The organism is Catellatospora tritici (assembly GCF_019083965.1).
GTDB classification, from domain to species: Bacteria; Actinomycetota; Actinomycetes; order Mycobacteriales; family Micromonosporaceae; genus Catellatospora; species Catellatospora tritici.
This window is the reverse complement of sequence record NZ_JAHRCY010000019.1, coordinates 119,621-141,118: the sequence shown is the minus strand read 5'-3', so window position 1 is coordinate 141,118 and position 21,498 is coordinate 119,621. Positions and strand designations below refer to the sequence as shown.

The 21,498-nt window shown below is 69.3% G+C and carries 20 protein-coding genes; 5 read left to right on the top strand and 15 right to left on the bottom strand.

What is annotated here, in order from left to right; translation table 11 throughout:
- Positions 1-33: 33 nt before the first annotated feature.
- From KUA19_RS32535 to KUA19_RS32525, 3 genes are read right to left on the bottom strand one after another with little or no spacing between them, the layout of a single operon-like run.
- On the bottom strand, positions 34-783 hold the full coding sequence (locus KUA19_RS32535) for a hypothetical protein (protein ID WP_217402246.1): 750 nt from the start codon (positions 781-783) through the stop codon (positions 34-36).
- On the bottom strand, positions 776-1,312 hold the full coding sequence (locus KUA19_RS32530) for a SigE family RNA polymerase sigma factor (protein WP_217402308.1): 537 nt from the start codon (positions 1,310-1,312) through the stop codon (positions 776-778). The genes KUA19_RS32535 and KUA19_RS32530 overlap by 8 nt, the downstream gene beginning before the upstream one ends.
- An 11-nt stretch (positions 1,313-1,323) precedes the next feature.
- On the bottom strand, positions 1,324-1,971 hold the full coding sequence (locus KUA19_RS32525) for a hypothetical protein (RefSeq protein WP_217402244.1): 648 nt from the start codon (positions 1,969-1,971) through the stop codon (positions 1,324-1,326).
- A gap of 311 nt (positions 1,972-2,282) precedes the next feature.
- Here KUA19_RS32525 and KUA19_RS32520 point away from each other — a divergent pair, with 311 nt between their 5' ends.
- Positions 2,283-2,957: a Type 1 glutamine amidotransferase-like domain-containing protein gene (locus KUA19_RS32520; RefSeq protein ID WP_217402242.1), complete on the top strand. Its 675-nt coding sequence runs from the start codon at positions 2,283-2,285 to the stop codon at positions 2,955-2,957.
- A gap of 17 nt (positions 2,958-2,974) precedes the next feature.
- Here KUA19_RS32520 and KUA19_RS32515 read toward each other — a convergent pair whose 3' ends face one another.
- Positions 2,975-3,772 (bottom strand): maleylpyruvate isomerase N-terminal domain-containing protein, encoded by a 798-nt coding sequence (locus tag KUA19_RS32515; protein ID WP_217402240.1) that lies wholly within the window; start codon positions 3,770-3,772, stop codon positions 2,975-2,977.
- 245 nt (positions 3,773-4,017) lie between these two features.
- Between KUA19_RS32515 and KUA19_RS32510 the strand changes: the two genes are divergently transcribed.
- Entirely contained in the window at positions 4,018-5,898 is a 1,881-nt protein-coding gene (locus KUA19_RS32510) for a multicopper oxidase family protein (protein WP_217402238.1), read from the top strand.
- Between the two features lie 28 nt (positions 5,899-5,926).
- On the opposite strand, the gene KUA19_RS32505 is transcribed toward KUA19_RS32510, so the two are convergent.
- The 3 genes from KUA19_RS32505 to KUA19_RS32495 all read right to left on the bottom strand — a co-directional run bounded on the left by KUA19_RS32505 (position 5,927) and on the right by KUA19_RS32495 (position 7,866).
- Entirely contained in the window at positions 5,927-6,607 is a 681-nt protein-coding gene (locus KUA19_RS32505) for a ribonuclease FAU-1 family protein (RefSeq protein ID WP_217402236.1), read from the bottom strand.
- A 146-nt stretch (positions 6,608-6,753) separates the two neighbouring features.
- On the bottom strand, positions 6,754-7,137 hold the full coding sequence (locus KUA19_RS32500; RefSeq protein WP_217402234.1) for an Imm32 family immunity protein: 384 nt from the start codon (positions 7,135-7,137) through the stop codon (positions 6,754-6,756).
- A 462-nt stretch (positions 7,138-7,599) separates the two neighbouring features.
- Positions 7,600-7,866: a hypothetical protein gene (locus KUA19_RS32495; protein WP_217402232.1), complete on the bottom strand. Its 267-nt coding sequence runs from the start codon at positions 7,864-7,866 to the stop codon at positions 7,600-7,602.
- Between the two features lie 836 nt (positions 7,867-8,702).
- Here KUA19_RS32495 and KUA19_RS32490 point away from each other — a divergent pair.
- Positions 8,703-8,945: a hypothetical protein gene (locus KUA19_RS32490; protein ID WP_217402230.1), complete on the top strand. Its 243-nt coding sequence runs from the start codon at positions 8,703-8,705 to the stop codon at positions 8,943-8,945.
- A gap of 383 nt (positions 8,946-9,328) precedes the next feature.
- Here the strand turns inward: KUA19_RS32490 and KUA19_RS32485 are convergent, their stop codons facing one another.
- The 6 genes from KUA19_RS32485 to KUA19_RS43355 form a co-directional block, all read right to left on the bottom strand.
- Entirely contained in the window at positions 9,329-10,330 is a 1,002-nt protein-coding gene (locus KUA19_RS32485) for an N-acetylglucosamine kinase (RefSeq protein ID WP_217402228.1), read from the bottom strand.
- A gap of 205 nt (positions 10,331-10,535) precedes the next feature.
- On the bottom strand, positions 10,536-11,195 hold the full coding sequence (locus KUA19_RS43360; RefSeq protein ID WP_308167775.1) for a DUF4185 domain-containing protein: 660 nt from the start codon (positions 11,193-11,195) through the stop codon (positions 10,536-10,538).
- Positions 11,192-13,300, bottom strand: a complete 2,109-nt coding sequence (locus KUA19_RS32470) for an N-acetylmuramoyl-L-alanine amidase (protein ID WP_217402227.1) — start codon at positions 13,298-13,300, stop codon at positions 11,192-11,194. The genes KUA19_RS43360 and KUA19_RS32470 overlap by 4 nt, the downstream gene beginning before the upstream one ends.
- Positions 13,301-13,347: 47 nt before the next feature.
- On the bottom strand, positions 13,348-14,787 hold the full coding sequence (locus tag KUA19_RS32465; protein ID WP_217402225.1) for an FG-GAP repeat domain-containing protein: 1,440 nt from the start codon (positions 14,785-14,787) through the stop codon (positions 13,348-13,350).
- Positions 14,788-15,054: 267 nt separating this feature from the next.
- Positions 15,055-16,059, bottom strand: coding sequence for a LacI family DNA-binding transcriptional regulator (locus KUA19_RS32460; protein ID WP_217402223.1), 1,005 nt, complete (start codon positions 16,057-16,059; stop codon positions 15,055-15,057).
- Between the two features lie 196 nt (positions 16,060-16,255).
- Positions 16,256-16,522 carry a hypothetical protein gene (locus KUA19_RS43355; protein WP_254550443.1) on the bottom strand — a complete coding sequence of 89 codons (267 nt, stop codon included), beginning with the start codon at positions 16,520-16,522 and terminating at the stop codon, positions 16,256-16,258.
- Here KUA19_RS43355 and KUA19_RS32455 point away from each other — a divergent pair.
- The gene (locus KUA19_RS32455) at positions 16,442-16,936 is read left to right on the top strand and encodes a DUF2961 domain-containing protein (RefSeq protein ID WP_254550460.1); all 495 of its coding nucleotides are present in this window, start codon (positions 16,442-16,444) and stop codon (positions 16,934-16,936) included. The genes KUA19_RS43355 and KUA19_RS32455 overlap by 81 nt on opposite strands.
- Positions 16,937-17,095: 159 nt before the next feature.
- On the top strand, positions 17,096-17,923 hold the full coding sequence (locus KUA19_RS32450) for a M23 family metallopeptidase (RefSeq protein ID WP_217402221.1): 828 nt from the start codon (positions 17,096-17,098) through the stop codon (positions 17,921-17,923).
- Positions 17,924-18,003: 80 nt separating this feature from the next.
- Here the strand turns inward: KUA19_RS32450 and KUA19_RS32445 are convergent, their stop codons facing one another.
- Positions 18,004-21,261 (bottom strand): glycoside hydrolase family 172 protein, encoded by a 3,258-nt coding sequence (locus tag KUA19_RS32445; RefSeq protein ID WP_217402219.1) that lies wholly within the window; start codon positions 21,259-21,261, stop codon positions 18,004-18,006.
- Between the two features lie 87 nt (positions 21,262-21,348).
- Complete coding sequence (locus KUA19_RS44185) at positions 21,349-21,483, bottom strand: hypothetical protein (RefSeq protein WP_302563311.1); 135 nt, start codon at positions 21,481-21,483, stop codon at positions 21,349-21,351.
- Positions 21,484-21,498 lie beyond the last annotated feature (15 nt).

The following is a 21,498-nucleotide window of genomic DNA, read 5'->3' as shown; positions in this document are numbered from 1 at the left end:
CCCCGCGCGAGGCGGGACCGAAGCCCGGCAGACCTAGTCGAACGGGTCCTGGGCCTTGCCCCGCACGATGAACGTCAGCGGCGTGCCCTGACCCGGCGCGACAGCGGTCACACCGGTCCGGGTCACCGCCAACGCCCGGCCGCCGAGCAGCACCTCGAACGGCGGCCCGCCCCGGCCGAGGGTCACCCGCTGCTCGTCGCGTGCCACGTCGCAGGCGACGATGGTCACGCTGGTCGCCGCCAGCGCCGCGCAGCCCGGCTCACCCCAGGTCGCCACGGTGCCGGTCTTCAGGACGTACTCGTCGGCGCCGGGGGAGATCGGGACGAGTGCGAACAGGGCGCCATCGGTCGCCTCGTCCATCGTGACCGTCGCCACCGTGCCGTCCGGCAGGGCGGTGAGCAGGGGATAGCCGTCGGTCGCGGTCGCCTGCAGCCAGACGGCCCGATCGCGGGTCGGAACGCCGGATCCGGGCACCGCCGACGGGTCGACCCTCGGGGTGACCGAAGGCGACGGCCCGGCCGACGGCGAGCTCCGCGGGGGCGCCGTCGCCACCGGAACGCCCTGCCCGCCGGGCTGCCCCCGCAGCGCGAACACCCCGACCGTCACGGCGGTCACGGCGACACCGGCCGCCACGGTGCCCAGCCGGGCGTTGCGTCGTCGCCGCTCGCCCCGGTGGCGGACCTGCTCGGCCGGGCTCAGTCGTCCGATCCGGGCGCCGTGCTCGGCGAGGGCCGCCAGACTCTGGCCGAGCCCCGCCTCATCCTCGCCGCGCTGCTCAGCCATCTCTGCTCTCCTTTCCTCGGGGCTGTCGCCGGGGTTCGGTGTCGTCGTGCTCGGCCGGGTCGGTCAGCCAGGCGGCCAGGGCACGACGCCCCCGCAGCAGCCATGCCTTGACCGTGCCGGGTGGGGAGCCGACCTCGGCCGCGATCTCGGCGACGCTCAGGCCGACCAGGTGGTGCAGCACCACCGCCCGCCGTTGGTCGGCCGGGATCTGCCGCAGGGCATGGACCAGGGCCACGTGGTCGGGCCCGAGCCCGGCCAGGTCCTGCGCGGGCGTGGCGCGGTGGTGCGCGCGGAGGCGGTTGACGGCCTTGCGCCAGGAACTGACCGCGATGCGCGACGCGGTACGGCGTACCCACGCCTCCGGGCTGTCGCAGGCACGGACCTCGCGCCAACGCTGCCAGGCCCTGGCGTACGCCTCCGCGACCGCGTCCTCGGCCTCGACCCGGCTGCCGGTCATCGCCCACAACTGCCCGAGCACCCGCCACGACGTGTCGGCGTAGAAGGCGTCGAACTGCTCGGCGTCGTCCATTCCGGTCCGCGCTACGGCCACTGGCCCACGGTGCCCGTCGGCACGAACCGGAAGACCGTCCGCGCGCCGGTGCCGTCCCGCCGTACCAGCGAGATCTTGCCAGCCTGCCCGACCTCGACGTTGAAGCCGCCGACGACCAGATCGAACGTCGTGCCGCCCGGCCCCGGGACGAGGGTCACCCGCTGGTCCCGGTCGGCGGCGTCGCACGCCGTGGTGTGCGGCCGGCCGCCGTCCACCCCGACGCACAGCGGCTCGCCGCCGACCCGCAGCCTGGCCGTCTTCAGCAGGTACGTGGTCGCGCCGGGCGAGAGTGGGGAGAGGGTGAACTGCTCGCGTTCGCCGGTGTCCGCGCCGCCCGGGTAGGTGCCGATCCGGCCGCTCGCGGTGACCGTCAGCACGGGATCCTCGACCCGGTCGACGGCCTGGAGCTGGAACGCCTGGTTCGGCTGAGGGACGCCGTGGCTCGCCGCCGGTCCGGCGGACGGGCTGACGGCCGCACTGGGCGGGGCGGCGGTCGGGCCCGCCGCGACGCCGGACGCGGTGTTCGACGGTGCCGCGCCGGGCCCGTCAGCGGCCTGCCCGGCGCAGCCGGTGAGCATCGCCGTGGTCATCGCGCCGAGCCACAGCCCTGCGATCGGGGGTTTCCCCATGCCTGCCATGTCCATGTCCTCCTGAGGTCGGCCGGTGCCGTCATGAGCGCACCACTGACGCCTGGACCGGTGCGGCGGTTGCACCCGGACCTGGAGAACTTTCGGCAACGCGGACGGCTGTGCGGTGACGTGTCCACAGACAGTGATCTTCGGGGCTGGTTCGATCGTTGCTCGTCGTCCGCGGCCGAAACCCACGCTCTCAGCCGACGATCCGACCGTACGGGGCGATCTTCGGGCCGGTGAGAACGGGCGGATGTGGATGTCGGGGGTGGTGGGTAGCCTCGCCGGGCAGGGTGACGAGATGGGTGGAAAGGGATGCGATGAAGCTTCTTCTCACAGACTCGGGTATCAAGAACGGCAAGATCCGCGATGCGTTGGTCGACCTGCTCGGCAAGCCGATCGCCGATTCCAGTGCCCTGATCGTTCCGACCGCGCTGCACGCCCAGGCGGGCGGCGCCGTCCAGGCACGCCGCGTGATCAGCGGGCTGGAAGACCGGGCACCCATGGCTCAGCTGGGCTGGAAGTCGCTGGGGGTCCTCGAACTCACGGCGCTGCCCACCATCGGCGAGGAACTGTGGGTCCCCATGGTCCGGGAGACTGACGCCCTGCTGGTCGATGGCGGCGACCCCATGTATCTGTGCCATTGGATGCGCGAGTCCGGCCTGGCGGCGCTGCTGCCCACGCTCCGCGACACGGTCTATGTCGGACTGAGCGCCGGAAGCATGGTGATGACCCCGAGCATCGGGGCCGACTTCGTCCGCTGGAGCCCACCCGGGGGCGGCGACAAGACGCTGGGCATGGTCGACTTCTCGATCTTCCCGCACCTGGACTACCCGGGCATGCCCAAGAACTCCATGGCCAACGCCGAGAAGTGGGCCGCCACCATGCCCACGCGGGCGTACGCGATAGACAATGAGACGGCCCTCAAGGTGACCGACGGAAAGGTCGAGGTCGTCTCCGAAGGGCACTGGCGACTGTTCGACCCTCAGCAATAGGACAGCGGGCGTTCTGGTTACTCCGGCTCCCAGGCTATGAGCAGGTCGAACAGGCGTGGGTCGCCGTCGAGCTTCAGGGAGTCCATCGGGTTGCGGCCATACATGGCCAGGACCAGTTCACTGGCCGTGCCGAGGGCGGAGACGGTGGCCGCGTCCGGGGCCTCGTCAGTGGCGGTGGCGGGCGGTGTGCCTGGTTCGGGTAGGCGGGTGGTCCGGGAACCGTCGGCGGAGAGCCGCTGACGCCAGGAGCGGCCCTCGGCGGCGTGGTAGTCGACGGTGGCGGGCTCGTGCGGCCAGGCGCTCGTCGTCGCGCAGCAGGTGAACAGGAAGTCCTCGACACCGTCGAGTGCCACCTCGGTGGGCAGTGGCCGCGGGTCGCCTACGGTGAGCTGAGCGTCGTAGGTGTGTACGGCGATCTCCTGGAGCTGGTGCCGGGCGACGGCGCCGCAGGTCTGCGGCGACTGGGACGTGTCCCACCAGGTCCAGCAACCGCGGTCCGGCCCGGCCTCGCGCAGTGCGTCCAGCAGCTGCCGCGTCGACTCGGCCAGCCACGCCACCAGGGCCTCGCGCTCGCGCGGTGCGGCCGGGGCACCTGCCGCCGTGACCTTGGCCAGGGCGGCAGGCCCTGCGGCGACGGTGGCGGCCCAGGAGCGGCGCCCCTCGCCGATGTGCCGAGCCAGATCGAACAGCGTCCACTCGGGGCAGGTCGGCACCTGTACGTCGAGGCTGGGCGCGGCGGCGATCGCGGCACGGAAGGCGGAAGACCGTTCGTCGATCAACCGCAGTAGATCGGGAAACTGCAGGATGTTTTGCACTCGGGCTGTCTATCACCATGATCCGCCAACAGACAGCGATTTTCGCAGCCGACGAGGCGGGCGCGGCACACTCGCACGGGTCGCGTCGAGATACCGCCGCGACCAGCACAAACTCGGCGTTTGCCAGCGTGGCGCAGCTGAAACCGCAGCTCAACGGCCCATAGGCTCACACCGGCGCCAACCGCGGTTGTCGACCGACACACGGCGCGGCTGGAGTCGACCGAGCCGAGTGAGAGCTGGAGAAGATGGTTGGACGAAGGCAGTTCCTCGCCGCCGGTGCCGTCGGTGGTGCGGCCATGCTGCCAGCGGGGGCTCTGCCCGCGCAGGGGCATCCGCCGGGTCACGGTCACGGGACGGGGTCCGACACGGCGGTGCCGCAGACCCCACGGCTGAAGAAGTTCGTCGACCCGCTGCCTGTTCCGCTGACGGCCATTCCGGATCCTTCCGTCTATCCGGGCGCCGACTACTACGAGTTCACGATGCGGCCGGGCTGGTGGCGGTTCCATCGGGACCTCGGTCCGGCGAAGGTGTGGGGCTACTGGGCCACGAACCCGCATGATCGGCACAAGCCGATCGGCATGGGCTACCTCGGGCCGACCATCAGCGTGCTGAGAGACCATCCGACGGTCGTCAAATACCGCAACGAGCTGCCGACGACCCACATCTTCCAGAGCGTGATCGACGCCATTCGCGGCGGAGACCCCCAGCTCACCCCGACCCCTCCGCCTCCGTACCAGGCCGAGCCGCCTTTTCCCGAGAACGTCAACGTGTGGAACGTCGTGCACCAGCACGGCGGATTCACGGCGCCGCAGTCCGACGGGATGCCGCTGCAGTCGTTCAGCCCGGACGGCATCCACGCCGCGAGCTACTCCACCCTCGACCCGGGCCGGGTCAAGCGCAACGAAGCGATCTTCGCCTACACCAACCACGAACGCCCGACCACGCTGTGGTACCACGATCACGGTATGGGGATGACCAGCCTCAACGTCTATGCGGGGCTCGCCGGTCTCTACCTGGTCCGGGACCGCGCCGACGAGCGGCTGGGGCTGCCGGAGGGTGAGTTCGAGGTCCCGCTGATCCTGCAGGACCGGACGTTCCACCGGGACGGCTCGCTGGCCTACACGATGACCGAACGGGAGGGCGAGGACACCCCGGTCGTCAACGGGAAGGCGTATCCGTTCCTGGCCGTCGAGCCGCGACGGTACCGACTGCGCCTGCTCAACGCCTCGAACGAGCGCTTCTGGCGACTGCGGTTCGACGGCCCCCGGGACGTGCTGGACCAGCCCCAGCTGCCGTTCTGGCTGATCGGCACCGACGGCGGCTTCCGTGCCCCGCTGCGGATGCTGGACTTCCTGATCGGTCCGGCCGAACGCTATGACCTGCTCGTCGACTTCAGCGGGCTGCCCATGGGCACGAAGATCACGTTGACGAACTACCACGCGCCGGTGCACTACCCCGGCGTACCCGGCCTCGGGCCCGAGATCTCCGAGATCATGCAGTTCCAGGTCACCAAGCGGTTGTCCGCGGGCGGGGACGGGACCAGACCCGCGGAGAAGCTCGACCTGCCGAAGGTCGCGCCCATCGACCCGAAGCCGAACACCCGGCGGCGGCAATGGGTGGTGTACCAGGACAAGATCTTCACCACCATGACGTTCAACGCGGTGCCGTTCATGGAGCCGTCGCAGGACTTCATCAAGGCGGGCTCGACCGAGATCTGGGAGTACATCAACCCCAATCACGACGCCCACCCGATGCACGTCCACCTGGTCAACTTCCAGGTGCTGAACAGGCAGCCGATCGACGCGGCGGGCTATCAGGCGGCGTACGAGAAATGGATCGCCGGTGGCCGCAAACCGGCGGACCTGCCGGTGCTGGCGAACTACCTCACCGGCCCGCCGATTCCGCCGGACCCGGACGAGGCGGGGTCATTCAAGGACACGGTCAAGTCCTATCCGGAGACGGTCACCCGCATCATCATCCCGGACATCTATCCGCCGACGGGTGAGATCGCGTCGATACCGGGAAGCGGCACCGAGTTCCCGGCGACCTACATCCACCACTGCCACCTGCTCGAACACGAGGACGACGACCTCATGCGCCCGTGGACGATCGTCAAGGACAAGTAAGCGGTCGGTGCCGGTGGGGGCGGGTTTGTCAGTGCTCGCCCTCACCGGCGCGGAAGTACTCCGGGGTCCAGCAGGTCGCGTCCGCTGGGAGCTCCCACCAGTGCGGAATCGACGTCGGCGGCCAGGCCGGATCCGGCTGGAAGTCCAACCAGCGGCCGTCGAAGGGGGCTGCCCCGGCGCGGGCCAGGGCGAGCAGCCGTTCCCCCTCCGCCCGGACCTCGGCGGCCTCGGCCTCGTCCCAGAACGCCGGATGGCCGGTGTACTCGGCGAACGCTTCCTCGTCCTTCCACGACCAGCGGCCGTCGGGATAGACGAGCAGGTCGAGTTCCTGGTCGTAGACGTCGACGCCGCCGAGCCACCTGGTCACGGGGCGCTCCAGGTTGACATACCAGCCCGCGAACCCGCCGTTCGCTTCCCAGCTCCACCAGACCGAGTGGGCCGCACCGGGTGGCATCAGCATCAGCGTCCGGAAGGGCGCCCAGGTGCTCGGGCCGAGCGTCGTCGTCATCCGCAGCGACTCGAGCAGCGAGAGCTGTCGGGTCGGCTGGCCGGAACCGTTGACTCTGCGCATGACCTGTGAGCCTGCCTCGACCCACAGTGCCAAGCCCTGCTCGTCGTCGCTGACCACCCGACCGCACAGCACCGAACCGACCCGGCCGTCCGGGTAGAGGTTTCGGCGAACGATCGTCTGCCCCCGCTCAAAGACCATGCGAGGACGGTATCGGATCGGCATCTGGCAGGAGGGGGTGTAGGCGGTCCCGGCCGTGGAGGCGACCACCCAGATCTACGACGCGGTGACCGGTTCTGCGGCTCCTCCCGTGCCGGCGGCCGCGACGATACCTGCTCGCCTCCCGATCAAGCGTTCAGCAGCGCCACCACCAGTGGGCTCGACTGCTCCGAGAGATAGACGTGATCATCGTGATACTCGATGTGTGCATGGCTATCCGGATCATCCGCGGTGGCGAGCGCTTCGATGTTCAACATGAGTACCTCCAGCGCTTCGGCACCGCCTTGGATGTCGAGACCATCGACATCGGCCGACAACGAGATGACAACCTTGCCCTCGGTCCGGTTCGAACTGATCCGGTGGAGCGCCTTGGTGTACGGCGACGGATCGACAGCGGTGTCCAGCTCACCGACCCAGCTCACCGACCGCGTGGCGGCACACAGTGCCAGCAGTTCGTGGCGAGTGCCCGACAGCTCGAGTTCGCCGCTCGTCTCCGCAAGTAGCACCTGCATATGCGTCACCCCTTTCCGATCAGCAGTAGTCGCCAGGACGAATGGTAGAGGGGTCGATCCCTCTCGGCATCCCGGCGCCTCGTGGCGCACACAGCAGCGGAGTACAGCAACGACAGCGACCGAGACCACCCGCACCGGAACCGTAGAACCGTCCTGACCGCGCATGCGACCCCAAACAACCAGGCTGCGGGTAGTTCGCATCGAGGTGCGGAGCGCGTCCAACGCGAAGAGCACCGTGAAGGATGAATTGACGGTGCTCTTCGTGTCGTCGCTGGCGAGTCGGGCCGTCACCGGCGTCCCCGCCAGGCCGTCCCCAGGCCGTCTGAGGTCGGCCGAGACCAACAAACGATGACCGACGATGCCAGAACTTGCCCAGTTCACGATGGGTGACGGGCAGTCCTGGCAGCTCTGTCGGACCAGGCCTACCTGTAGTTCGTGAACTGCTGGCCGTCAATGCAAACCTCAGGGCTGGCACTCGCTTACGTCCAGCCCGTCGATGTTCAACACGGAATACCACTCCCAGCTAGGCCCGAGGTCGCGCACGGTATCCGCAGGAAATGAAACCGTGAGCTTCGATTTGCCGAGTTGGGCGGTACCACCGAGATTTGTCTGTTGTGCAGACGTGTAATCGAACATGAAATGCGCGATTTGTTGCCCGTCGAGTGTCGTGTAGCCGAGCTGACGCATCTTGTTCCCATCCGCGCTGCTTGCCGAGATCGACCAGAGCACGGTGCCCGTCGTGGGGATGTCGCCCCGCCACTGAAACGTGACCGCTATGGGATCGCCCGCAGCATTAAGCGAGACTTTCGTCAGATTGACCGCGCCCTCGCCAGCTCCGCTTGGATTTGTGCAGTTTACCTGTATCGCCTGGGACAGCAGGGACGGAGATTGAACTGGGGATGGGCTTTAGGACGGTGACTGGCTGAGGGACGACGCCATCGCGCTAGGCCTTGCCAAGCCGGGGGCAGGGGTAGGACTGGTGCAGCCCGACAGCGCAAGTAGCAAGCAGCAGGCCAAGCCGAATCGCTTCATGTCTGAGTGTCCCATTCGGACATCATCGCGACTTGGATGGGGCTACCACCACTGGGTTCCGCGTCCTATGCAACCCGCTGGGCCGCCTTTGGGCCGTCGGGCTATGTCCTGGGCTGTCGCGGGGCCGTCAAACGATGACCACCGACGACGGTTGGCGACCGACGCCGCCAGGCGAATTGCCAGTTCAGAGTGGGTAGCGTCAGCCCTGATCTGGAGGGCGACGGACGAGTCGACCTGTACGCCGGAGTCTGGGCCCTTCCCTGCTGGCGTTCGGCGCCCGCAGCCCACACCAGCGGTGGGACGGCAGCATTGGACTAGGGTTTGCAGCACAGGAGGCAAGGGCATGATGGCTTACCAGCAGAGCGCAACCTGTGCCTTCGCTTGTCCGGCCTGCGGGGGCACCGCGAGGTACGACCTGACCGGCTTGCTGGATGGTGTTCGTATCCGCTGGGACGCCTCTGTGAGCTGCGCTGGCTGCGGGGGGCGGGGAAGAGACCAACTTCGGCATGACCGTGTGCGTAGATGACTACGGCATGCTGCGTGAGCAGTGCGGATGGTTTGAGTTGCACGTCACCGTGCCCGACGAAGATCGAGTCCGCTTGGTGAAGCGGTTGCGTGGAGAGTTGAAGCTGTCGCTGCCTGAGGCCGCACGGCTACTGTCCTTGAAGACGGGTCCGCTTGTGTCCGGGCTGGAGATCGAGATGCGCCGGGTGGAGGCCATTGTGCGATCTGCAGTGCCGCACGCGGTGACAGCGGTTCGGCGCGTCCATGACTGACCGGCGAGGCGGCACGAACCGATAGGCACCGACACCACGGTAAGTGGCTAACTGAGTGACTACGCCGACGTACGACCATGAACCAAAATGAACGATGGAGGACAATATTAGCAGCTAGCAGGCCATGCCGACCAAGGTCAAGCAACCATGATCGTTGCTTGACACGGAAGCGATCAAGTACTTTTGTCGCTCGTCACCGGCGTGCCAGCGGCGTGCTCGAGCACCGTGGCATCGACAACCGCGAGCGAGCAGTAGGGGAGGGCCGCACCGATCCGGCAGGCAGGCGTTTCGGGCATGCCCACCAACTCTTGGCGGTCCTCCAATCTGACGGTGTGCGGGTTCTACTGGTTAACCGTTCGGCAGCCAGGCCCTGATATCCAGCTTCAGAGCAGGTCGGCGTGGATTCGGGCGAGGGCTGTCGGGGACAGGCCGGTGTGCCGCAGCGCCAGCATCGCCGCCCCTAACTCGCCCGGCCCAGCCGTAGCTGTGGCTCCGGACGATCGCGGCTCGGCGAAGGCGGCGGTGACCAGTTCGGCGAGCAGAGTCGGGCTGGTCAGGATGCCCCCGGCGAGGACGAGCGCTTCGCCTTGGCGCGGCACCAGGGCATGTACCGATTCGGCCAGGTGGTCAGCGGCTTCCGTGACGATCATCCGGGCTGCCGGGTCACCGGCTCGGGCGGCGGCGTCGACGACCGGACTCAGCCTGGCCAGTGCGGCAGGCGGGGATCCGTATACCGCTCGCACCAGCCGCTGCGCGAGAGCGTGTGCCTCAGCGGTGCCCGCCTCCTGATCGGCGGGCACGGGGTCGCCCAGCAACGCGGCGGACACGGTGCGGGTGAGTGCTGTCGCCGGGCCGCGCCCGTCGAGGGCGTCCAGCGCCGCCGTGACCGCCATGCGACCCAGCCACGTGCCCGAGCCCCGGTCGCCGACCAGCCAGCCGTACCCGTCGCAGCGGCGCACCACCGCGCCGTCGGCGATCCGCCCCGCGATCGCCCCAGTCCCCGCGACCAGGACCAGCCCTTCGGGCTCGGGGGTACCGGCCGCGAAGTTGACCACCAGGTCGCCGACCACCTCCGGCGCCCCGGTCAGCCCGGCCGCGTGCCAGGCGGCCGTGGCCCGCGCCAGCGCGTCGGCGTGCCCGGCCCCACCGGCCCCGGCCAGCCCGAACACCCCCGCCGCCACTCGTTTCGCGACCCCGGGTTCGACCTCGGCGGCCTGCGCGACGGCGCCGCTTACGGCCTGGGCCAGCGCGCCGACGGGGTCGGGGGAGCTGTTCGGGTTGGCGCCTCCGGCCTCGGCCCGGCCCAGCACCCGGCCGTCGCCGTCCACCACCACGCACCTGGTGCGGGTGCCGCCGCCGTCCACCCCGACCACGACCGTGTCCATGCCCGGCTCCTTAACCTCTGGTCGTACCCCCGGAAAAGCATGATGCCGCAGGCGGGCCTCATTGCCCGCCTGCGGTGGTCGACCGCGGTCCCCGTTCGCTCGCGTATTCCGGCCGCGAGCCTGGACCAAGGTCGTCTGAGTTGCCGGGCAATCGGGCGTATGCGAGTGCAAGATACGCCCGATTGCCCGGCAAGTTGAGGGATCTTTAGAACGTCCGTTCCCCGGTCAGGCCGAAGAAGTCGTGCCACTTCACGCCGCCGCCGAACGAGCTGCCGTTGGACAGGCCGACGAAGACGTCGTTGGTGGTGCCCTGGGTGAACACCACGATGTCGTCCTTGCCGTCGTCCTTGCCGTCGCCGTTGGCGTCGGCCAGGTACGGGAACTCGCCGGTGGTGCAGAAGAAGTCGTTCCACTTGACAGTGGTGCCGCTGAAGCCGGTGCCGGTGGACAGGGCCACGTAGACGTCGCCGCTGTCGAAGGTCATGCCGTCGGCGAGCTGGTGGTCGGCGCTGCGGACCAGCGTGTTGCAGCGCCAGTCGATGGTGGCGCCGTTGCCGACGCCGCCACCGGGGCCGGTCCAGCCGTTGCCGAACGTGTCGCCGAAGACGGTGAGGATCTGGCCGCTGCCGTTGTCCCACATGATGCCCAGGTCGGTGGCCTTGAGCTGCCATTTCGCGTCGGTGGCGTTGATCGAGCCGGGGCCGGTGAGCTTGGCGATCCGCTCGGCCGGGCCGGTGACCGCCAGCGCGGCCGCGGCCGCGTCGGGAGCGGAAACCCCGGGCGGGGCGGCCGAAGCCGCCCCGCCCAGTCCGGCCAGTACGAGCGCCGCGATGGTCGCGGCGATCGGGAGCCGGGCCGTTCTCACAACGTGACCTCTCCGTTCAGGCCGAAGAAGTCGTGCCACTTGGTGCCGCCGAGGAAGCCGGTGCCGGTGGACAGTCCGACGAACACGTCGTTGGTGGCGGCCTTCGAGAAGACGATGATGTCGTCCTTGCCGTCGCCGTTGTAGTCACCGGTGTACGGGAACTCCCCGGCGATGCAGAAGAAGTCGTTCCACTTCACCGTGGTGCCGACGAACCCGGCGCCGTTGGACAGGGCCGCGTACACGTCGGCGTCGGCGTTGCAGGTGAACGTGACGATGTCGTCCTTGCCGTCGCCGTTGAAGTCGCCGACGCGCGGCTTCTCGGCACCGACCGCGAACAGGTCGTGCCACTTGACGCCCGCGCCGAACGAGGTGCCGTTGGACAGGGCCACGTACACGTCGGCGGCGGTCGCCGCGCCCTGGGTGAAGGTGACGATATCGTCCTTGCCGTCGCCGTTGAAGTCGCCGACGGCCGGGAACTCCGCGGCCGGGGCGAAGAACTCGTGCCACTTCACGCCCGCGCCGAAGCCGGTGCCGGTGGACAGGGCCACGTACACGTCGCCGAGGCTGTCGTGGGTGAAGGTGATGATGTCGTCCTTGCCGTCGCCGTCGACGTCGCCGACCGCCGGGACCTCCGCCCCCGGGGCGAACCAGTCGTGCCACTTGGCGCCGCCGAGGAAGCCGGTGCCGGTGGACAGGCCGACGTAGACGTCACCGAGGGTGCCGCCGGTGAAGGTGATGATGTCGTCCTTGTTGTCACCGTTGAAGTCGCCGGTGAGCAGCTTCTCGCCGGTGAGGCCGAAGAAGTCGTTCCACTTCACCGAGGTGCCCGCGAAGGCGGAGCCGGTGGAGGTCGCGACGTACGCGTCGTTGAGGTTGGCGAGGTTGAACGTGACGATGTCGTCCTTGCCGTCGCCGTTGAAGTCGGTCGGCGAGCCGCCCGGCGTCACCCCGCTGCCACCGGCGGTGACCAGCGACATGTAGTAGTTCCAGTTCCAGTTCGGACCCGGGTCGGTGTGGTCGTTGCCCGGCATCTCGCTGTGACCCTTGATGTTGGTACGCGACTTCGGGATGCCCCACTTGTCGCACAGGTAGCGGGTCAGGTTCGCCGACGAGCGGTACATCGCGTCGGTGAACCACGACGGGTTGTCGATGAAGCCCTCGTGCTCGATGCCGATGCCGTACGAGTTGGCCGACCGCGCGTGGTAGGCGGTGTCCTCCTCGCGCACCATCTGCGTGATGTCGCCGTCGCTGGAACGCACCAGGTAGTGCGCGCTGACACCGGCCGACGGGTTCTGGAACCAGCTGATCGCGCCGGCGTAGGAGCCCTGCATCACGTGGATGACGACGGTGGTGATCGCCGCCGAGCGCCCGGCGGCGTAGTTGCCGCCGTTGGCGGGCACCCAGTGCGCGCCCGGGTACTGCGGGACGGGCGCGGCCAGGGCGGCCACGCCCTGCGGGGCGCTCAGCGGTTTGGCGGCGGTGGACTGCTCGCCCGCCATCTGGATCTTGGCGAAGCGGCCGAGCTCCGGGCGGACCTTGTCCGGTGCCGTGGTGACGATGCCACCGACGGTGCGGACGGTCACGCCCTGCTGGACCACCTGGTACACGTAGTCGGCGTACAGCTTGGCGGTGCTGTCACTGCTGGCGCCCGCGTACTCGGCCACGGCCGAGAACCAGGCGGCGGTGCGGGCCCGGTCGGCGGCGGTCAGGCCCGCCTTGTCCGCATACGAGCGCAGCACCGCGGCCGCGCCCTTGACGTTGGCCCTGGCGTCGCTCTTGAGCGTGGCCTGGTCCAGGCCGGTGAGCTGGGCCGCAAGTTCCAGACTGTGGTTGCGCGGATTGCTGGCCAGGTGCATGATCCCGTAGCCGTTGTCCTGGCTGGGCAGCCCGTCGTGGTCGATCAGCCGGGTCTCGCCGTAGCCGACGGCCACGAGCAGGTCCCGGGGCACGCCGTAGGATTTGGCGGTCGCGGTGAACACGGCGTCCAGGCTGGTGGCCGGGGCCGGTTTGGCGGCGGCGGGGGTCGCCGACAGCAGCAGCGCGCCGGTGAGGGCGGCGCTGAGCAGCGTGGCCGCTCGGGCCCGCCGGATGGGCAGGGGTGTCACGGATTCCTCCAGTACGCGAGGGGTGGTCGCGGATCGGGTGGAGCGGGTCACAGCGTGGTCTCGCCGTTGAGGCCGAAGAAGTCGTGCCACTTGGCGCCGCCGACGAAGCCGGTGCCGGTGGACAGTCCGACGTAGACGTCGTTGGTGCCGCCCTTGGTGAAGACCACCGCGTCGTCCTTGCCGTCGCCGTTGACGTCGGCCAGGTACGGGAACTCGCCTGCTACGCAGAAGAAGTCGTTCCACTTCACGGTGGTGCCGACGAAGGCGCTGCCGTTGGAGACGGCGGCGTAGACATCGGCGTCGGCGCTGCAGGTGAACGTGACGATGTCGGCCTTGCCGTCGCCGTTGACGTCGCCCACGCGCGGCAGCTCGTTGCCGACCGCGAACAGGTCGTGCCACTTCACGCCCGCCCCGAAGGACGAGCCGTTGGACAGCGCCACGTACACGTCGGCGGCGGTGGCCGCGCCCTGGGTGAAGGTGATCAGGTCGGCCTTGCCGTCGCCGTTGGCGTCCGCCACGGCCGGGTACTCGCCCGCCGGGGCGTAGAACTCGTGCCACTTCACGCCGGGCGCGAAGCCGGTGCCGGTGGAGAGGCTGACGTACACGTCGCCGCGGGCGTCGTGAGTGAACGTGATGATGTCGTCCTTGCCGTCGCCGTTGACGTCGCCGACGGCGGGGATCTCGGCGCCGGGGGCGAACCAGTCGTTCCACTTGGCACCGCCGAGGAAGCCGGTGCCCGTGGACAGACCGACGTACACGTCACCGGCGGTGCCGCTGCCGTGCGTGAACGTGACGATGTCGTCCTTGCCGTCGCCGTTGAAGTCACCGGTCAGCGGGGTCTCGCCGCCGACGGAGAAGAAGTCGTTCCACTTCACCGAGGTGCCGGCGAAACCGGTTCCGGTGGAGGGGGAGACGTACACGTCGGCGAGCGTGCCCTGGTTGAACGTGACGATGTCGTCCTTGCCGTCGCCGTTGAAGTCGGTCGGCGAGTTGGCGTGGATCTCGGCGGCCCGGCGGGCGGTGGCCAGCAGGCCGCTCGCGGTGCCCTGGACCTGGTCGTAGCGGTCGGGGAAGCCGGAGCGTTGCACGCACTGGGCGACCTGCCCGGTGGTGTAACCCGGGTGGTCCCGGTCGCAGACGATCGCGCGGACGTAGTACTGCGTGGCCGAGTAGACCGGGTCCATGATCTGCTCGGGGGTGCCCCAGCCGTAGTCCCAGCGCTGCTGGAACACGCCCAGCGAGGACTTGTCGCCGCACGGCAGGTTGTTCATGTGCGACTCGACCCAGCCGGTCTCGAAGCCCGAGAGCAGGACCTTGTCGTTGACGTTGTTGGCCTTGCCGACCCGATAGACGACCACGAGGACCGACGGGTCGGCGGTGGCCGGGATGGACGTGCAGGCGGCGTACGCCGGGGAGGCGAGGCCGACCGCCGCGAGGATGGGGGCGATCAGTACGGGGGTGAGGAGGATCGCGAGCTTACGTCGCATGGCCACTCCTGGTTCGGGGAAGCCCGCCACGGTGCGGGCAGGTTCGGCTGGCCGCTCCGGTTAGGACGGCCTGTGACCAGGTGATTCGAGGTGTGCCTAGCGCGCGGACCGACGCGTTCGGTGCGGCGCGTGATGGATGGCGATGAATTTCGTGCTGGCGAAAATATCAACCACTCGGAAGCGCCGTCAAGTAAATGATTTTCATAGACCCGATGACCGGATCACCGGATGTTTAATCCCCGCAGCTCATCGCGGCGATGGCCGTCCTCAGGAGACAGTCGACCGGGTGGAGCTGGCGCGCACCTTCAACTCGGTACGCAGGGTGACCGTCGACGGGGGACGCGACGGCTCGGCGATCCGCTCGGCCAGCAGCAGTGCCGCGGTGCGGCCCAGTTCGTAGGTCGGCTGCGCGACCGTGGTCAGCGACGGTCGCACCAGGTGCGCCCACGGGATGTCGTCGAAGCCGACCACGCCCATCTGGTCCGGCACGCTGATGCCTCGGTCGGCCAGGCACTCCAGCGCCCCGATGGTCATCAGGTTGTTCGCGGCGAAGATCGCGTCGGGCCGCCCGCCCTCGTCCAGCAGCGCGGCCATGGCCTGGTAGCCGCCCTCCTGCCGGTAGTCGCCGGAGCGGACCATGTCCTCGTCGGCCGAGCGCCGGTGCGCCCGCAGTGCGCGCTGGTAGCCGCGCAGACGCTGCTGGGCGGTGGGCAGCTTGCGGGGGCCGCTGATGCAGGCGATGCGCTCGTACCCCGCCTCGATCAGGTGCTCCACGGCCAGCTCGGCACCGTGCTCGTTGTCGACCATGACGGTGTCGACCGCGGCGCCGCGCACCTCGCGGTCGATGGCGACCACCGGGGTCGAGGACTCCAGCAGCCGGTTGACGTTGGCGGCCTTGCCCGCCGAGGAGATGATCACGCCCGCCATCTGCTCTTCCAGGGCCGCCGCGACGTAACGGGCCTCCTTGGCCGGGTCCTCGTCGCTGTTGCAGAGCACCACCGAGTAGCCGGCGCCCTGGGCCACGTCCTCGATACCGCGCACCATCGACGTGAAGAACGGGTTGCCGATGTCGGAGATGATCACGGCCCAGATGCTGGTCTGGCGTCGCCGCAGGTTGCGGGCCAGCGCGTTGGGGCGGTAGTCCAGCTCGCGCATGGCCTGCTGGACCCGGGTGGCGAGGATGGCGTCGACGCTGGCCCGGCCGTTGACGACCCGGGACACGGTGGCGGCCGAGACCCCGGCCAGCTTGGCCACGTCGTAGATCGTCGCCATCGTTCCTCGCTCTCGACCGTGAACACCTGTGCCGGTCGACATCATCCTCGGTGACGGCGTCGCTACGGCTGTCGGGCTGGTGCGCAGCCTAGCAGGAGAAATCGAATTCCTGCGCTGCGAAGAATTCCACCGCGCGACAGCTGTGGCTTGACGATGATATTCGGTCGCTGTACGTTCCCGGCAAGAAATCGATTGCTCACACCGTGTTTTCTGGACCGTCCTGAGCAGACGGTCGCCTCCGGACGCCGAACAACCGTCCCCGGGAGGGTGCCATGCGCCTGAAATCCCAGCTCCTGCCGGCCGTGCTCACGGTCGCCCTGGTGGCCGCGAGCGTCGCGGCCACCGCCTCCGCCCCCACCGCGCCGAGCCTGCGGCCCGTCGCCTGCACCCCACCGGCCAGCACGTTCTTCGCCATCACCAGCATCGCCAGCACGTCATCCTCGACGCGGTGGGTCGCGGCCACTACGTGGGCTGCGTGCTCAACATCCGCAACCTGCGCCAGACCAGCGACTGGAACTGGTACGGCGAGGGCGACGACATGATCTTCATCGACGGGGAGCAGTGGCCGCCGAGCCTGCACGGGACCGGTACCGAGGACTACTTCGGCACCGCGTGGTGCCCGACGCAGGAGCACCACGCGCCCTATCACGGCATCACGCTGCCGGGCGGGCAGAACTGGAGCGGCGACATCTCGCTGTACCGCTTCCACATCGAGGACCTGGTGACCTTCACCGAGTCGATCCGGGTACCATCGAGCACGGCCAGCCCCAACAAGCGCTCCGACGACTTCTCGTCCACGGCGTACTGGTACCAGACCCTGCCGCACCGCCCGTTCGACCTGCCCCCGGTCGCCCAGCGCGCCGCGATCCTGGGCTGAGGCACCATGTCGGCGACCGGCGTGCCCGCTTGGGTACGACGGTCGCCGCGCCGTCTCCGGGTGCCGCCGCCCGCTGCCGGATCGACCGATCCGCGCCAGCCCGTCAACGGTCTTGAATTGACCCTTGCCCTCGACCGAGAGCGGCTTTAGGTTGCATTGATGATCCTCAGTGAAGGAAGGCCCGACCCGCCACGGGATGTCGGCCACGACGGTCTGCGGCCCGAGGATCTCGACGGCATCGCGTACCTGCGGGGACTGTCGAGACGGGGGTTCATCACCAGCGCCGCGTTGGCGGCGTCCGGGGTGTCGGCAGCCTTCGCGCTGCTGCCCGGCTCCGCTCAGGCTGCCGGCAGCTATCAGCGACCGTGCGGCAATGTCCGGATTTCGAGCTCCTGGCAGGACCATCGGAACCGGACGCCGCCCTCGGCTGAGCCGGGCACCGACTACGCGGTCGGAACCGGCACTCCTGTCGCGGCCGCCTCGACCGGCACGATCCGTCTCGTGAAGGCCGACACCTCCGGCGCGACCGGCCGCGTCGTGGGGGTGGCCCTTGATGACGGCAATTACGTCAGGTACCTGCACCTGTCGAGGATCACCGTCTCGACCGGTCAGCGCGTGTCACGGGGCCAGACGATCGCATACTCCGGCGCCTCGGCGAACGGCAGCGACTCCGGTGTCGGGCCGCATGTGCACACGAGCCTCTGGCTGAACACCGGCAATCCGACGAATTACGCCGCGACGGTGGATTTCGAGACCCACGTCGGAGACGTCGTCACCCCGAACCCGCCCGACCAGGAGGTAGATGAAGTGTTCATCGCGAACGTGAAGGGCAACTGGTACCTCGTAGTCCCCCAGGGCACCGGCAAGCCGAAGGCGGTGGTCCTTGGTGGTGACAGCAATGCCGCCGCTTCCGGCATACCCGTCCTGACCTTCACCTGGGACCCGTCGATCAACGCACTCAAGGCCGCCGTCGACGGCATCGGTTGACAGATTCGGGGAAAGTGCAGGAATGCGAGCCTGAATTCCCGCACTTTCCCCGAAACCGCACTACAAGTGCGTCCTCTGGGTCAGGGCTGGTACAGGCTCGGCCGGGGCAGGTCGGTGTCCGGGGCGAACTGGTCGGACCACTTCCAGCCCGACTGCACGTACTTCGTGCCGTCCGACAGGGACACGAACACGTCGGCGGCGGTGCCCCCGGTGTACGTGGCCACGTCGGCCCGGCCGTCGCCGTTGAAGTCGGCCACGCCCGGGGTCTCGGTGCCGATCGCGAACCCGTCGTGCCACTTGACCGCGTTGGCGAAGCTGCCGCCGCCGGAGCGGTAGACGTACACGTCGGCGGTGCTGCCCCGGGTGAACGTGATGACGTCGTCGCGGCCGTCGCCGTCGGCGTCGCCCAGGCCCGGCAGGTCGGTGCCCGGCGCGATGTTGTCGTGCCACTTCCAGGCGTCCTGCACGAACCGGGAACCGTCGGACAGCGACGCGTACACGTCGGCGCCGCTGCCCCGGGTGAAGGTGAGGATGTCGTCGCGGCCGTCACCGTCCACGTCACCGACGGACGGGACCTCGGTGCCGTAGCCGAAGTTGTCGTGCCACTTCACGCCCGGCCCGAACGAGCTGCCCGTGGACAGCGCCACGTACACGTCACCGGTCGAGCCCAGGGTGAACGTGATGATGTCGTCGCGGCCGTCGCCGTTGACATCGCCCACGGCCGGGACCTCGGTGTTGGCCGCGAACCAGTCGTGCCACTTGACGCCGCCGCCGAACGAGGTGCCGCTGGACAGGGCCACGTACACGTCGGCGGTGCTGCCCCGGGTGAAGGTGGCGATGTCGTCGCGGCCGTCGCCGTCGAAGTCACCGGTCAGTGGGAGCTCGGTGTCGACGGCGAAGAAGTCGTTCCACTTCGCGGATGCGCCGAACGCGCTGCCGGTGGACAGGCCGGTGTACACGTCGGCCAGGGTGCCCCGGGTGAAGTCGACGACGTCGTCGCGGCCGTCGCCGTTGACGTCGCTGACCGTGCGGGCCTTCGTGGTGCCGCCCGCGACCGCCGAGGACGGTCCGGCGTTGCCCGCCCCGTCGACGGCCACGACGCGGTAGTACCACGTCTGCCCGGCCCGCAGCGGGCCGTGCCGCCACGTCGGGGCGGTGACCGTGGCGCGCAGGTTGCCCGAGGTCAGCGGCACGTCGGAGGTCTGCGCCGCGTACACCCGGTAGCCCGCGATGCCGGTGTTGTCGACCGGCTCGGTCCAGCTCAGCGCCAGGGCGTGCACCCGGGAGCCGCCCAAGGTCAGGCCGGTGACCGCGCCGGGGGTGCTGGCGTCGGTGAAGCCGGGCAGCAGACTGAGCGCGGTGTAGCGGCTGGCGGTCCATGCCGGGGACCCGGCGGCCGGGGTGAGTGTGACCGTGATGCTGCTCTTGCCCGCGGTCAGGGTCGGCGGCAGCGCGAACTCGTCGTCGAGCCAGCGCTGCCGGTCGTTGGCCAGCGGCTGCGACCAGGTGCCCGCGGCGGTGCCGTCGACTTTCACGGCGGCCTGCTGGTAGCCCTGGAGCTGGTCACCGCTGCGGCGCAGCCGTACGCCCTGGTTGTTCGGGTCGATCGTGACCCGGAACGAGACCGGGCCGCTGCCGGAGCGCACCGCCCCGCTGATCGAGGTGCCGTCGTCGTCGCCTTCGTACACCGAGGTCAGCGTGGTCTGGGTGCCGCTGTCGGTGTACGAGTGCGCCGAGCGGCTGGCCGCGTCGCCGGTGACCACGGTGTCGCTGCGGGCGCTGCCGTAGGTCGGCTGGGTGTAGAGGAACGCGGTGGAGCTGTACTCGGCGGGCATGTCGGCGAACGGGCCGTGCTCGATGCCGAAGCGCAGCGCCGAGCTGTACGGCATCGCGTCCCCGATCATCAGCCGGTACGTCGCGTCGCACTCGTCGGCGCAGGTGCCGCTGCGCAGCAGGTGACCCGGGTTGCCGGTGAACACGCCGCTGTAGGTGCCCCGGTTGAAGTACCAGCCCGACTCGTAGAAGTCCTCGGTGCCGGTGCCGTACCAGGCGGGGCCGGCCGACCCGTCGACGTACGCGCGCTCGTCGCCCTCCAGGTAGTTGCGGGTGTTGCCGCTGGTGATGTGGCCGCGCATGGTGTGCGACACGCCCACGAACCGGCCCCGGCCCGCCGGGTCGGCGAAGATCCAGTCCTTGCCGTTGACGGTCTCGGCGCGCCGGGACTGGGTGGTGAAGTAGCCCGCGCTGCCGGTGGTGGTGAGCAGGTCGGTCCAGGCGCTGTCGGGCGCCGAGGTGACCTCGGCCTGCACCCCGGAGACCGCGCCGCCGGTGCTGGCCAGGCTGACCGTGGCCGACGAGCGGAACGGCATCGGCCACCAGGCGCTGTACCAGCCGCCCGAGGCGGTGTCCATCGCCGACATCAGCGAACGGACCTGCCGCTCGCCCAGGCCCGAGCCGAAGAACTCGCCGACCGGCGCGTCCACGGTCTGCCGCCCGTCGAAGGTGATCCGCACCCGCAGCGAGTTGAGGATCGCCTCGGTGGCGGTGCCGTCGGGCACGCGCAGGCGCAGCGCGCTGATGGCACGCGGCCCGGACAGGGTGGCCAGGGTGGCCGAGCCCAGCGCGGGGACGTTGACCGTGGTCGCGCTGGTGGTGGCGCCCGCCTGGGCGGGCTTGGGGTCGCGGGTGCCCGCCGCGCGCAGCGTGGTCAGCACGTCCTGCGCCTGGTCGGCCGGGTCGAAGGTGCTGATCCCGCTCGCGTCGGCGAACTTCCGGTAGCCGACGTGGTGGAACAGCGGATTGTTCTGGGTGGTGATGCGCATCGACTGCCGGTACGGCATCGGCACCTTGACGGTGACGCCGCCGGAGGTCTGCGTCGCGTTGGTGACCAGCGGATATGTGAACGGTGCGCCGAGGCCGCCGTTGACCAGGTGCTGCAGGCCGGTGTCGACGACGGTGACCCCGTCGAGCTCGATGCGGATCCAGCCGGTGTTGGTGACGTCGCCGCTGTCGCGGGTGAACCAGATCGACTGGACCTCGCCGGGGCCGCTGTCCTCGGCGATGACGCAGCCGCCGGACTGACGCAGGCAGGACCAGTTGCCGCCGAAGCCGTCGTTGTTGGAACCGCCGCGGTCGAAGCTGGAGAACTGCCGCGTCTGGCTGCCCGCGGCCAGGTAGGGCAGGCGGTCGAGACGGCGGTAGATCTCCCAGCCGACCGGACCCTTGTCGGCGGGGAGCGCGGCGGCGTCGGCGCGGCCGGCGGCTATCGGGTTCGCGGTGATCGAGGCGGCTGCGACCAGGGTCGCGGCCAGTAGAAAGCGCAGGGTGGTGGCGCGCATGGCGTCCCCTCGGGGTATGGGGTGGACCTTGCGCGCGACCGTACTGTGCGACGGCCGTGAATGTCAATAAATTTCGATGCGTGAGCGTCAGATGTAGATTCTCTTCACGAGATCCACTTCGCGTTGCTCGGCCGTCACCTTACGTGTTGACGGATCCCCGTCCCATTCACGTCCGCACAGGTCACCGTGTGCTGTCAGGTTCTCGACGTTGCCGCTGGTCACCTGCCGTGATTCCAA

Coding starts and splice junctions, on each gene's coding strand:
- KUA19_RS32505 (WP_217402236.1), bottom strand. CDS start 6,607: ATGGTCTTTGAGCGGGGGCAGACGATCGTTCGCCGAAACCTCTACCCG.
- KUA19_RS32525 (WP_217402244.1), bottom strand. CDS start 1,971: ATGGCAGGCATGGGGAAACCCCCGATCGCAGGGCTGTGGCTCGGCGCG.
- KUA19_RS32490 (WP_217402230.1), top strand. CDS start 8,703: ATGCTGCGTGAGCAGTGCGGATGGTTTGAGTTGCACGTCACCGTGCCC.
- KUA19_RS32530 (WP_217402308.1), bottom strand. CDS start 1,312: ATGGACGACGCCGAGCAGTTCGACGCCTTCTACGCCGACACGTCGTGG.
- KUA19_RS32445 (WP_217402219.1), bottom strand. CDS start 21,261: ATGCGCGCCACCACCCTGCGCTTTCTACTGGCCGCGACCCTGGTCGCA.
- KUA19_RS32460 (WP_217402223.1), bottom strand. CDS start 16,059: ATGGCGACGATCTACGACGTGGCCAAGCTGGCCGGGGTCTCGGCCGCC.
- KUA19_RS32465 (WP_217402225.1), bottom strand. CDS start 14,787: ATGCGACGTAAGCTCGCGATCCTCCTCACCCCCGTACTGATCGCCCCC.
- KUA19_RS32450 (WP_217402221.1), top strand. CDS start 17,096: ATGATCCTCAGTGAAGGAAGGCCCGACCCGCCACGGGATGTCGGCCAC.
- KUA19_RS32485 (WP_217402228.1), bottom strand. CDS start 10,330: ATGGACACGGTCGTGGTCGGGGTGGACGGCGGCGGCACCCGCACCAGG.
- KUA19_RS32500 (WP_217402234.1), bottom strand. CDS start 7,137: ATGCAGGTGCTACTTGCGGAGACGAGCGGCGAACTCGAGCTGTCGGGC.
- KUA19_RS32520 (WP_217402242.1), top strand. CDS start 2,283: ATGAAGCTTCTTCTCACAGACTCGGGTATCAAGAACGGCAAGATCCGC.
- KUA19_RS32535 (WP_217402246.1), bottom strand. CDS start 783: ATGGCTGAGCAGCGCGGCGAGGATGAGGCGGGGCTCGGCCAGAGTCTG.
- KUA19_RS32510 (WP_217402238.1), top strand. CDS start 4,018: ATGGTTGGACGAAGGCAGTTCCTCGCCGCCGGTGCCGTCGGTGGTGCG.